At 74.7% G+C, this 13,086-nt stretch carries 6 protein-coding genes; 1 reads left to right on the forward strand and 5 read right to left on the reverse strand.

Features of this window, described 5'->3' with window-relative positions; all coding sequences use genetic code 11:
- Window positions 1-87 precede the first annotated feature (87 nt).
- Entirely contained in the window at window positions 88-399 is a 312-nt protein-coding gene (locus tag OF117_RS07825) for an antibiotic biosynthesis monooxygenase family protein (RefSeq protein ID WP_263552257.1), read from the reverse strand.
- Between the two features lie 193 nt (window positions 400-592).
- Between OF117_RS07825 and OF117_RS07830 the strand changes: the two genes are divergently transcribed.
- Complete coding sequence (locus tag OF117_RS07830) at window positions 593-2,374, forward strand: PHA/PHB synthase family protein (RefSeq protein WP_263552258.1); 1,782 nt, start codon at window positions 593-595, stop codon at window positions 2,372-2,374.
- Between the two features lie 8 nt (window positions 2,375-2,382).
- On the opposite strand, the gene OF117_RS07835 is transcribed toward OF117_RS07830, so the two are convergent.
- From OF117_RS07835 to OF117_RS07850, 4 genes are all read right to left on the reverse strand, one after another.
- Entirely contained in the window at window positions 2,383-3,243 is an 861-nt protein-coding gene (locus tag OF117_RS07835; RefSeq protein WP_263552259.1) for an alpha/beta fold hydrolase, read from the reverse strand.
- Between the two features lie 68 nt (window positions 3,244-3,311).
- Entirely contained in the window at window positions 3,312-5,270 is a 1,959-nt protein-coding gene (locus OF117_RS07840) for a 3-oxoacyl-ACP synthase III family protein (RefSeq protein ID WP_263552260.1), read from the reverse strand.
- Window positions 5,267-10,795: a carboxyl transferase domain-containing protein gene (locus tag OF117_RS07845; protein ID WP_263552261.1), complete on the reverse strand. Its 5,529-nt coding sequence runs from the start codon at window positions 10,793-10,795 to the stop codon at window positions 5,267-5,269. The genes OF117_RS07840 and OF117_RS07845 overlap by 4 nt, the downstream gene beginning before the upstream one ends.
- Window positions 10,796-11,149: 354 nt before the next feature.
- Entirely contained in the window at window positions 11,150-12,844 is a 1,695-nt protein-coding gene (locus OF117_RS07850) for a hypothetical protein (protein WP_263552262.1), read from the reverse strand.
- Window positions 12,845-13,086: the final 242 nt, after the last annotated feature.

Here is a 13,086-nt window from a genome sequence, read left to right on the forward strand (position 1 = left end):
GGCGGATCGTCGGCCTGGGTCTCCCTCTGGGTGCTGCTCCCCGGGATCGTCCTCCCCCCGCTCCCCGGCGGGAAGGGCACGAGCCGCTCAGGCGTCCGCCACCGGGACCTCGTAGTGCGTCACCGTCGTCTCACGGTCGAGGAGGTAGCGGTCGTCCTCCGGGTAGAAGACGGCGCGGCCGACGTCGTCCCCGGCGAAGCCGCGGATCGCGTCGAGGGACTCCCAGAAGCTGAGCGTGACGATCTCCGTCCGACCGTCGTCGAGGTCCCGCGTCAGCAGCCAGGCGCCGCGGTTGCCGGGCGTGCGTCGGTAGTGGGCGATGCCGGTGTCGTCGACGTAGGTGACGTAGGCGTCGCGGTCCGCGGTGCGCACCCAACCGCGCCAGGTCCGAGCGATCACGGCGGCTCCTCTCCTCGGACGACGGAGGACGACGGAGGGCGGGCGGGGCACGGCGCCCCACCCGGGTGCCGGGCCGTCGCGGCCGGTCGTCGGGGTCGGCCGGAGCGCCCGGCCGGCACCCGCCGGGGATGCCGCGTCCCCACGCCCGGCGCTAGCGTCAGTGCACCATGCGACCTGCCCCGCAGGAGGAACGGTGACCACGACATCCCGGACACCGGACCGCGCCTTCCGCGCGGAAGGGCCCGTCGACCGGGAGGCGTTCCGCGGCGAAGGACCCGCCTACCGGGAGGCGCCCGTCCCCCGGCGCGAGTCCGAGGCACTCGCCTCGGTGGAGAGCGCGGAGGACGTCGCCCTCCCCTCACCGCGCGGTATGGCCGGCAGCCTCGTCTCGGTGCTGACCCAGCCCCGGCCGGTGGCCCGCGAAGTGGCCACCCTGGGTCGGGACGCCGTCCGCATCCTGCGCGGCACCGATGGGACCGCCCCCTCCCCCAGGGACAAGCGCTTCGCCGACCCGGCCTGGTCCGGCAACCCCGGCTACCGGCGCCTCGCCCAGGGCTACCTGGCGATGACGGGATCGATCTCCCGGCTGGTCGACGACTACGAGGCGAGCGGCGCCGACTGGCGCCAGGTGGAGCAAGCGCGCTTCGTCCTCACCGCCCTCACCAGCGCCCTGGCGCCCACGAACACCCTGCTGGGCAACCCGGCGGCGCTCAAGCGGGCCTTCGACACGGGTGGCCGGAGCCTGGTCCGCGGGCTCGGTCACCTGGTCCACGACGTCCTGCACAACGGCGGGATGCCCACCCAGGTGGACACCGCCGCCTTCACCGTGGGCGAGGACCTCGGCGTGACCCCGGGGGCCGTCGTCCACCGCGACCCGGTCGTCGAGGTCCTCCAGTACCGGCCGTCCACGGCCCGGGTCCGGCAGCGCCCGCTGGTGATCGTCCCGCCACCGATCGGGCGCTTCTACTTCCTCGACCTGCGGCCCGGGCGCAGCCTGGTCGAGTACCTGGTCGGCCGGGGCCTGCAGGTTTTCATGGTCAGCTGGCGCAACCCGACCAGGGAACAGGCCGACTGGGGCCTGGAGGCCTACGCCGGCGGAGTGGTCACCGCCGTCGACGTCGCCCGGGAGGTGACCGGCTCCCCCGACGTCACCACCCTCGGGCTGTGCGCGGGCGGGCAGATCATGACGACCGCGCTCAACCACCTCGCCGCGACCGGCGACGACCGGGTGCACGCCGCCGGCTACGCGGTGACCCTGCTCGACTTCTCCAGCCGGGCGCCGCTCGGCGCGTTCTCGGGTCCCCGGCTGATCGACCGCGCGCGCCGGGGGTCCCGCCGCCGCGGCGTCATCAGCGCCCGCGACATGGGTTCGGTGTTCAGCTGGATGCGCCCCGACGACCTGATCTTCAACTACCTGGTGAACCAGTGGCTCATGGGTGAGGACCCGCCCGCGTTCGACATCCTCGCGTGGAACGCCGACGGCACGAACCTCCCGGCCCGGCTCCACGAGGAGTTCCTGGAGATCTTCGGCACGAACGCGCTCGTCCGGCCCGGCGTGCTGCGGGTGCTCGGCACCCCCGTGCACGTCGGGCGGATCACCGTCCCCACCTTCGTCACCGGCGCCCTCACCGACCACCTCACGCCCTGGCGCGGCTGCTACCGGACGACGCAGCTGCTCTCCGGGCCGAGCACGTTCGTGCTGAGCTACAGCGGCCACATCCAGAGCCTGGTCAACCCGCCGGGCAACCCGAAGGCGCACTCCTGGACCGGCGGCGAGCCCGGCCCGGACCCGGACGCCTGGCGCGCGGGCGCCGAGAGGCACACCGGCAGCTGGTGGGAGGCCTGGGCGGAGTGGGTGCTGGCACGCTCCGGCGGGGAGACATCCGCGCCGGGGCCGCTCGGCAGCGCCGGGCACCCGCCACTGGAGCCGGCGCCCGGCTCCTACGTCCGGGACCGCCGCCCCGGTCCCGGCTGAGCCCGCGGTCAGCCGGTCGACGGCGCGAGCCGGGCCAGCTCCTCGCGCACCACGCCGGGGTACTGCAGCGGCAGGAAGTGGGTGCTCGGCACCGTCCGGAGCCGGGCACCCGGGACCGCCCGCGCCGCCGCCCGGACGTCGCGGACGTCGACCAGGGCGTCGTAGCGGCCCGCGAGGAACGTGACCGGGCAGCGCACCGGCGAGACGTCCAGCGGAGCGTGCGCGGCGACGGCGAGCGCGAGGTGCCGGTACCAGCCCCAGTCGTGCCGGGAGAACTCGTGCAGCACCGCGTACAGCGCGCCGGGGTGCCGCACCGATGTCAGGGCCTCCCGCGCCGGCCCGCGCACGGCATCCGGCGACAGCAGCTCGTGCCACGGCGGCAAGCTCGCCACGACCACCGGCAGCAGCGGGCCGACGACGGGCAGCAGCCGGCTGCTCAGCCGGCCCACCCGCGGCCGCAGCCGACGCGGGACGCCGTAGGGGGCGAACATCGACGAGAAACTGCCGCCCGGGACGCCGGCCACGGCGAGCACCGCCCGGACCCGGGCCGGCTCCTCGAGGGCCAGCTCGAAGGCCACGTTGACCCCGAGCGACCAGCCGACGACCACGGCCGAGGGCAGGTCGAAGGCGTCGAGGACCGCGCGGGCGTCGTCCACGTGGTCCTCGACGCGGACCCGGTCGCGGTCGGCCGGCCGCGCGGAGCCGCCCAGGCCGCGGTGGTCCCAGGTCACGACCCGGAAGCCGCTGCCCCGGCCGACGACCTGGGGCCAGGCCGCCGGCGGTGCGCCGAGCCCGTTGCACAGCAGGACGGGGGTGCCGGTGCCGTCGTTGCACCAGGCGCGGAGCCGGGTCCCGTCCGCGCTGCGCACTGTCGTGTGGCCTCCCTGCGGGGTCCCGCCGCGAGCTCGCGAGTGGCGGGCGGCAGGGGGGTCCTCCATCAGCCGAAGGCCTCCCGCATCCCCTCGGACGCCGGTCCCGGCTCACCCGGCGCCGGGGCCGGCCTCTCCGCGGCGGCCTCGTGCCGCGCCGGCGGCCCCTGGACGGCGACGACGGCGGGATCCACCCGCATCACCGCGTACCCGGCCACGGCGCCCGCGCCGAAGCCCGGCGCGAAGATCCGCACCGGTTCGGTGATCACGCCGTCGCGGACGGCGTCGTGGATGGCCAGCGGGATGCTCGCCGACGAGGTGTTGCCGACCCGCTCGATGTTGAAGTAGAGCTGGTCGGCGGTCAGCCCGGCCCGTTCGGCCAGCTGGATCACCATGGTCTTGTTCGCCTGGTGCGGCACGATCAGGTCGATGCCGTCCAGCAGCGAGCCGGTCCCGCCGTCCGGGTGCGGGAGCCCGCCCAGCTCCTCGATCATCTGCGACAGGTAGCGGCCGGCCAGCGCCTTCACCTGCGGGCCGAACACCGTGATGTTGTTGTCGAACTCGGGGTTGGGCCAGAGGATCGAGTTGACCTCGCTGGCCGGGCCGCTGGCGTAGGTCTTCATGTAGTCGAAGTCGGTGTCCGCGCCCTCGGGCGCCGGGCCGACGACCAGCGCGGCCGCGCCGTCCCCGAAGATCATCCGGGACGTCCGGACGTTGCCGATCTTGTCCGAGAACTTCTCCACGCAGACGACGAGCACCGGCCGCTCGACCTCCTGCAGGAGGCGGACGGCGTCGGCCACGCCGTAGGGCATGCCGGCGCAGGCCGCGATGAGGTCGTAGGCGGCGTACACCTGGTGCATCCCGAGCTGGCCGCACAGGTAGGTGGCCAGCGACGGGATCAGCCGGGAGCTGGTGCAGGTGCACACCAGGACGGCGCCGATCTCCTGCGGCTCGCGGCCGGCCTTGGCCAGCGCCGCCTCCGCGGCCTGCAGGGCCAGCTCCTCGAGCGGCAGCGAGCTGTAGCGGCGCTGCTCGATGCCGGTCTTGGCCGAGATCTCGTCGGCGCTCATGGGCGACCAGTTGTAGGCGGTGTTGCGGATCAGGTCGTCGTTGTCGCAGACCTGGTCGCCGTGCACCGCGGCCAGCGCCTCCAGCCGGGGCATCACCGTGAAGCGCCGGCGGACGTCGATCTCCGGGTAGGGCCGGACCGGCGGGCGCGCCTCGGCCGGTGCGGCGGTGGTGCGCGGCACGGCGCCCGCGGCGAGACGGCGCAGGAAGTCCCGGACCTCCTTGTCCCGCGGGTGGAACGCCACCACGTAGTCGTCGTCGGCCAGCTGGTCGGCTGCCACCAGCTCCACCTGCGAGCGGTCCCACGGGTACTGGTTGTGCAGCACCATCGCCCAGCGGTGCAGCGCCTCGAGCTCGGGCACCGCCTCGTCGCAGTCGAGGATGTCGTCGTAGGTGTAGACCGGGAAGTCCGGGTCGTAGCCGCGCAGCCGGAAGGTCAGGTTGCCGGGCTTCTCGAGGAACTCGGCGACCGTCGGCTTCACGGCCGGCAGCGTCGTCGCGTGGTGCCGGCGGTTGGCGAAGACGTCGAGGAGGATGCCGGAGATCCGGTCCTCCACCTCGGCGTCCCACCGGGCGGGCAGCGACGGGTAGGCCCCCTGGACGGCGGCCACCTTCTTCTCACCGTCCTCCCACGGCTCCAGCACCGGCAGGAAGACGTCGTTGCGCCGCCGGGGGACGTCGGCCCAGCGGGTCGGCCGCTTCGCGTACATCGTGATGGAGAACCGGTTGGCCCAGAACAGGTTGAGCGCCACGTCGCGCAACAGGCCGTAGCGGCTGTCGTAGGCGCCGGTCTGGACCCGCTCGTAGATGTCCGTCCCGCTCGGTGCCTTCGTCTCGAAGTCCCGGCGGATGACGCTGTCGAGCTGGTCGAGGGTCTCCACGGTGGAGAGGTCGAGCTCGGGCATGACGTTCGACGGGAACACCATGCGACCGTGCCGGTTCAGGACGAAGGCGTTCACGGGAGTCCTCCCAGTTCGACGGGACGCGATCGGTCCGAGCCGGCGCGCTCCATCCCGCGTTCGACCGCGGCGACGAGGCGGGGCCGCAGCTCGGCGGCGGGGATGATGGCGTGCACCGAGCCCGTGCGGCGCGCGCGCTCGATGTCGTGGACCGCCTCGAACTCGGCGGCGACCTCGCCGAGCTTCTCCGAGCGGACGGTGGTGCGCAACGTCGCGAGCTCGGAGCGCAGGTGGGCCTGCTCCACGGCGTCGGCCGAGCTGATCGCCGCCTCCAGCTCCCGCACCCGCGGATCGGCGGCGGTGCGCTTGTCGACCTCGCGCGAGAACACCACGGCGGCGGCCGGTGCCCCGCCGATCACCGAGGCGTAGGAGCCCTCGACGGCGAGGACCTCCATGTTGTCGTTGAGGACGCCGGAGAAGACGACGAACGCGCCCCCGTGGTAGCGGGAGACCACGCAGAAGACGATCGGGCCGTCGAAGTTGGTGATGGCCCGGCCGATCTCCGCCCCGTACTCCAGCTGCATGTTGCGCAGCGACTCCGGCGAGCCGTCGAAGCCGGACAGGTTGGCCAGCACCACCAGCGGCCGGTTGCCGCTGGCCGCGTTGATCGCCCGGGCGGTCTTCTTCGACGAGCGGGGGAACAGCGTCCCCGCCGTCCACTGGTCCGGCCCGTCGGCCGGGTAGCTGCCCCGGCGCGGGATCGGCCGGGACTCCACGCCCAGGACGGTCACCGGGTGCCCGCCGAGGTGGGCGTCGAGGACGACGGAGGTGTCGGCGTCGGCCATGCCGGCCCACCGCTCCAGCACCGGGTGGTCCTGGTCGGTGACCGAGCGCATGACCGTGCGGATGTCGAACGCCTTCTTGCGCTCGGGGTTCTTCTCGGCCGAGAAGACGTCGCCCACGCGCGTGAACTCGCTGGAGGGGTGGTCGTGCGGGAACTCGCGCACGTCCCGGTCGACCGGGTCGGTGGTCGGGGCGGGCCGCGCCCAGCGCTCCCCCGGCGCCCGGTAGCTGTGCTCGTAGTGCCGGAACAGCAGCTCCAGCGCCGCGGTGAGGTTCGGCGCCCAGTACTGCGCCTGCCCGTTCGGACCCATGACGCGGTCGTAGCCACCGATGCCGAAGTTGTCCTCCGCCGAGACGCCGCCGGAGTAGTCGAGCGAGTGCTTGCCGGTGAGCACCATCGCGCTGTCCGGCGTCATGACCAGGATGCCCTTGGTGTGCATGAGCATCGTGGCCTCGGCGTTCCAGTACGGCTGGGCGCCGACGTTGATGCCGGTCACGACGACGTTGATCTCGCCGCCGGCCTGGGTGAACTCGATGATCCGGCGCAGCGCCCGCGAGACCCAGTCCATGTTCTCGGTGCCGCTGTCCATCGAGATGCGGGCGCCGGAGCTGAGCGCGAACCACTCGACCGGGATGCCCCGCTCCTCGGCCAGGTCCAGCGCCGCGACGACCCGCGCGCACTCGGGCTCGGCGACGGTGCCCAGTGCCTTGGTCGGGTCACCGAAGAGGGCGACCCGGGTCATCCCCTCCGGGTAGCGGGGCGTCGGCGTGGTGACCAGTCCCACGACGATCCCCGCCCGGTTCTTCCCCGGCGGGCGCTCGACCGGGACCAGCCGGCCGTCGGCGTCCAGGTCGTGCTCCACGAACGAGCCGTCCGGGCCGGCCAGCAACGGCGCCAGCTCGTAGGGGTAGGGCGCACCCCGGGCCCGGGAGCTGAGCACCTTCTCCGTGTACTCGTCCAGCGGGCGCAGCGGCTCGGTCGGGCGGTCGGTGACCTGCATGCGGACGCCGGTGCCCGGCCGGTAGGAGAAGCGCAGCGCCACGTTGCGCGGCGGGCCGCCCTCCTCCTGCAGCCGGGCCAGGAGCACGATCTGGTCCAGACCGGCGCCCAGGGTCAGCGGGGCCGCGGTGCGCGCGAACTCGGCGACCTCCGCCAGCGGCACCTCGATCGACGGCCAGGCGTACAGGTGGATCCGGTTGTGCTCCAGCGGGCGCCGGGACCGCCGCAGGGACTGCGCCCGGCGGAGGCCGTCCAGGCAGGAGGTGAGCTGGCGCTCGACCGTGGGGAAGCCGACGACCTCGCCCGTCTCGTCCCGCACCGGGGTCAGGTCGCGCACCTCGGCCATGGCGATGAACCGCTCGTCGTTCGGGTTCTCCTTGGCCGTGACGTGGAGCAGGTAGGTGTCCTCGGCCGACGGCACGCGTTCGCCGTCGAACTCCTTCAGCCGCCAGAGGTCCAGCCGCTGGGCGGTGAGCGGGTGCAGGCCGCGGATGACCCGTTCCTCGGCCGGGTCGCCGCCCGCCGCCGGGCGGAAGGTCACCGTCTCCACGTCCCCGTCGGGGGTGCACACGGTCACGGTCACCCGCCGGCCGGTGCGCATCGCCGGGACGCCGGCGAGCAGGCCGCGCAGGTGCTCCGACAGCTGGTCGGCATCGGCCGGGCGGTCCGGCCAGTTCACGTACAGGTCGACGACCACCTGGGGCGGGTCCGCGACCTCGGCCAGCACGCCGGCCAGCGACGCCAGGGCCTGCGGCAGCCGCGCCATGCCGGTCATCAGCGCGACCAGGTGCAGCCGGGTGCCGTTCAGGTCGTACTCGGCCGTGACGCAGGTGTCCCCGTCGAGCAGGGTCGACCGCACGTCCTCCAGGCTGCGGCTCCGGTAGTAGCGGCGGGTGAGCACCTCGAGCACGGGGTCGGGGACCGTGGTCTCGCGGGCCAGCCGCTGCGCCAGCAGCCGGACCAGCGGCTCGGGGCTGGCGACCAGCGCCTCCATCCGCCGGATGCTCTCCGCCGCGTCACCGCGCGCACCGGCCTCGTCGAGCTCGGCGAGCAGCCGCTCGGCCTCGGCCAGGACCTCCTGCCGCGCCTGCTGCAGCACCGGTTCCTCGAAGTGGCGGTACCGGACGGCGCGGGCCAGGTCGCCGACCGCGGGATAGCGCAGCTGGGTGGCGACGACGAGGCGGTCGAGCACCTCGGCGACCTCGGCCCGCGAGGCGCCGTCCGGCAGCCGGGAGGCGGTGAGCCAGCGGTCCAGCAGCGCCTGCACGGCGGGCAGCTGCTCGCGGACGCGCTGCTGGGCGAGGAAGATCCGGTGCACCGCCTCCTCGAGCACCGGCCCGGGCTCCAGGTCGTGGACGTCGTAGTGCAACAGCGCCCGGCGCAGCCGGGCCCGGAAGCTCTCCGGGAGCGCCTCGCGGTCGACGTCCAGCGAGTGCAGGTACGCGTGGAAGTACTCGCGGGGGCTGTGGACCTGCTGGTCGGCCTCCTCCTCGGCGCTCGCCGGGCGGTTGCGCGACAGCTCGCACAGGTCGGCGAAGGTGGTCAGCACCGCCAGCTCGCCGTGCAGCAGCTCCGTGTCGTCGACCGCGACCTCGGCACGGGCGGGGCCGTACCCGGCGATCAGCTGCCGGGAGTGGCCGGGGCTGACGTCGTAGCCGGTGATCAGCGCCTGCAGCGCCGCCAGGAGCGAGAGCGCCCGCTCCCGCGGCTCCCCGGCCGCCGCGTCGTCCGCGGGCGGCAGGGCGACGCGCTCGCCGGACACCTCCTCGACCTCACCACCGGCCCGCTCCAGCGTCAGCAGCGGCGCACCCGCGTCGACCTGGGCGTTGACCGCGGCCAGCACGTCGCGGACGCGGCCGGCGAACGGCGCCCGCACCGCCGTCTCCATCTTCATGCTCTCGACCACGGCGATGGTCTGGCCGGCCTCGACCTCCTGGCCGACGGCGGCGGGGACCGCCACCACCACGGCGGGCGCCGGCGCGCGCACGACTCCCCCGACGTCGCGGGACACGCGGTGGGTCTCGCCGTCGACCTCCACGAGGTGGGAACCGGGAGCCTGGACCGCCACGACGGAGAAGCGCTCGCCGGCGGCGGACAGCCGGCTCTCCAGCGGGCCGGACCGGTCGACGTCGACGTCGACGTACCGCCCGTCGAGCTCCACGCGGTAGCAGTCCCGGGCCAGCGTCGAGACGGTGAGCCGGTAGCTCTGCCCGCGGTAGCCCAGCTCCAGGGTGCGGCCCACGTCGTGGGAGGCGCGCGGCCGGCCGCCCCGGGCCGAAGCGAGGAAGGCGGTCCGCTCCCGGGCCTCCTCGGCGTCGGCGACGTCGATGGCCACGTGCACCAGCGCCACCCAGGCCCGGCCCAGCGGCCGCGCGCCGCTGACGGCTCCGCTGCGGTCCAGCCAGCCGGTGTCAGCCGTCCCGGCCACCACCTCGGGGCGGTCGAGCAGGTCGAGCAGGAAGGACTTCGTCGTGGTGCCGCCCCGCAGCACGACGGTGGTCTCCCGCAGCGCGCAGCGCAGCCGGGCGAGCGCCTCGGGGCGGTCGCGGCCCCAGGCGATCACCTTGGCGATCATCGAGTCGTACTCCGGCGGGATGACGTCGCCCACGCCCATGCCGGTGTCCACCCGGACGCCGGGGCCGGTGGGCAGGCGCAGCAGCTCGACCCGGCCGGGCGCGGGGGCGAAACCCTGCTCGGCGTCCTCGGCGGTGAGCCGCGCCTCGACCGCGTGCCCGGAGGCCGCGGGCGGATCGCCCTCGAGCCGGCCGCCGGCGGCCACGTGCAGCTGCAGCTTGACCAGGTCCAGGCCGGTGGTCACCTCGGTCACCGGGTGCTCGACCTGCAGCCGGGTGTTGACCTCCAGGAAGGTGGTCAGCTGCTCCTCCGGCTGGTAGAGGAACTCCACGGTGCCGGCGCCGACGTAGCCGGCCGCCCGCACGAGCGCGACGGAGGCCTCCCGCAGGGCGGCGTCCTGCTCGGGGCTCAACGCCGGCGAGCTGGACTCCTCGATGATCTTCTGGTTGCGCCGCTGCACCGAGCAGTCCCGCACGCCGGGGGCCCACACCGTGCCGTGCTGGTCGGCGATGATCTGCACCTCGACGTGCCGCCCGCCCTCGACCAGCCGCTCCATGAAGACGACCGGGTCGCCGAAGGTCCGCTCGGCCTCGATCCGGGTGCGGGTCAGCGCCTCGTCGAGCTCGGCCTCCGAGCGGACGACGCGGATGCCGCGACCCCCGCCACCGCTGCGCGCCTTGACGATGAGCGGGTAGCCGATGGTGGTCGCGTGCCGGCGGCCGTCCTCGAGGCCCTCGACCGGTCCGGAGCTCCACGGGGCCACCGGGACGCCGGTCTTCTCGGCGAGGACCTTGGCCTCGATCTTCGCGCCGAGCAGCCGCATGGCCTCCGGCGGCGGGCCGACGAACGTCACGCCCAGGTCGGCGCACAGCTCGGCGAAGGCGGGGTCCTCGGCGACGAACCCCCACCCCACCCACGCCGCGTCGGCGCGGCTGGTGCGCAGCGCCCGACGCAGTTCCCCGTGGTCGAGGTACGGGCTGCCCGCCCCGGTCCGGCGGAGCACGACGCCCTCGTCGGCGGCGCGCACGAACGTGGCCCGGCGCTCGTCCTCGGTGTGCAGGGCGATGACCCGCGTCCGGGTGCCGCGCTCCGCGTCGAGCTCGCGCACGGCACGGATGAGCCGCACGGCAGGCTCGCCCCGGTTGATGACGGCGATGCGGTGGAACACCCGAGCGCCTCCCCTGTCGGTGGACCTTCGTATCCGGCGGCGAACGGGTCGGCGGCTACGTGCCGGGCCCTCCGTCGACCCCCCGTCCGGTGGTGGACGAGGCGTCGCTGCCCGGTGCGCCGACCCCGACGGCCGCGGTGCCGGACCGCGCGTCGCCGGTCCTGGTCGCCCGCGCGCCGGTCGCCGCCACCGGATCCTCCTCGGGGAAGCCGTGCCCGCCTCGGTTGGGGACCGCCACCGGGTCGGGCGCGACGGCGCCCACCCCGGCATCGGTACGGGGGCAGCATCCTGTGGCGCGAACGGCATGGCAAGCGGGACCGCGGCGCCCGCGCAGGTCGGTCACGGAACGGGCGGTCAGCGCGGCCGCTCGGCGGCGGACGGTCCGGGGGGGACCGGCGCGGATCCGAAGGCGGCGAAGAAGCGGTCACGGAAGGCGTCCATCGGCCACACCGGAGCGCGCGGGCCCGGCAGCATGCCGGTGTCCCAGTTCCACGGCGCGAGCCGGTCCACCACCGCCGGGTCGCGGGCCAGCACCGTGACCGGGACGTCGGGCGTCGCGTCCGGACCGCTTATGATCTCCGCGGGCTGGTGGTCGCCGACGAGCACGAGCACCAGGTCGTCGTCGTCCCGGTGGAACGTCGTCACCCACGAGAAGAGGACGTCCAGCGAGTACTCGATCGACCGCCCGTACAGTGCGCGCAGCCGCTCGGCGTCACCGAGGACCTCCGCCGCCGACGGCCCCTCCGCGGGCATGCCGTCGAACACCGAGCCGTCCCCGAGGGCTGCCCAGTCGAGCAGCCGGGGCAGCGGCGTCCACGGCTCGTGGGCCGAGACCAGGTCGATCTCGGCCATCACCGGCGGGTGGCCGGGACGGAGCTCGAGCCGTTCGAACGCGGCGAGCGTGTACTGGTCGGGCATCGCCGCGAAGCCGAACTTGGGGCCGGCGTACCCGACGTCGTACCGGTTGTAGGTGCGGTCCAGGCGGTAGAAGCGCTCGCCCTCCGGCCAGGGGCCCCGGTTCGACGGCACGTCGATGACGGTCCGCCAGCCGGCCGCCGCGAAGGCGGCGCTCAGCGTCAGGCGGTCGCTGGCGAGCAACTGGTCGTGGCGTTGCTGCCGGTCGATCCACAGGCCGGACTGGAGGGTGGCGTGCGCCAGCCAGCTCACCCCTCCGAACGTGGGTGAGGTGAGGAACGCGCTCCGGGCGGAGAAGCCGGCGTCCTCCAGCGACCGCGTGCCGGCGGCGAGCACCGCCCGCACCCCGGGAGCGACCGCGGGGTCCTCGACCGCGACGCGGCCGTAGCTCTCCACGAAGACCACCACCACGTCCTTGCCGCGCAGCCCGGCGAGGAGCCGGTCCGCCGGCACCGACGCGTAGGGGTCGTGGGCCGCCAGCTGCTCCCGGAACACCGGCAGGTCGCGCAGGTTCTCCGCCGCAGCGCGCACCTGCGTGACCGCCAGGTCGGCCGCGCCGTGGGATGCGACCGGCGCGCCCGGCACCAGCTGCGCGCCGAGCAGCGCGGCGACCAGCCACAGCACGCCCAGCCCCCCGAGCGTGCCGGCCGTCGCGCGACGGTGCCGCCGGGCGACGAGGCACAGCCGCGTCACCGACCGGGTCACCCCGACGACGAGGACGAGGAGGACGAGCGCCGCGCCGGCCAGGGCCGCATCGGCCCACCCCGAGCCGGCGGAGTCCCGGACCGCAACGGCCGCCGGCCCCAGGAGCCGCCAGTCGGTCACCGGGTTGAACGACCGGTGCAGCACCGCGCGGAACCCCAGGTCGAGGATCCGCACGAGCGTGAGCAGGCCCAGCAGCGCTCCGACGACGGGGGCGACGACGCGGAGCCGGCGCGAGGGCAGCACGAGGGCCAGCGCGACCACGGCCAGCGCCTCCAGCGGGATGCGCAGCAGCACGGCGGGGGTGAACCGGAAGAGCCGGTCCGGTGCCAGCAGGACCGACCAGACGAGGACGCCGGCCAGGACGGTCGCCGACCATCCCCACCACGCCCGCCGGCGCCCCGCGCGGCGCTCGTGCACCACCTCAGCCACGGCTCACGCCTACCGTGCCGACCACGGCGGTGACCACCCGGGTCCGCGCGGCCGGCCCGACCAGCGACGCACTCCCGACCGTCCGCACGGTGGCCTCCGTCTGGGCCTCGTCACGACTGGGCCTTGTCACGACCGGGCCACCCTGGTACATGGAACGCGCCACAGGAGCGGTCGGAGCTGCGCGGATGCGTTCCGGGACGCGACACGCGACTGCGGGAACCGGATCCGCGACCGGCCCGTAC

Source organism: Geodermatophilus sp. YIM 151500, assembly GCF_025716945.1.
Lineage (GTDB): Bacteria > Actinomycetota > Actinomycetes > Mycobacteriales > Geodermatophilaceae > YIM-151500.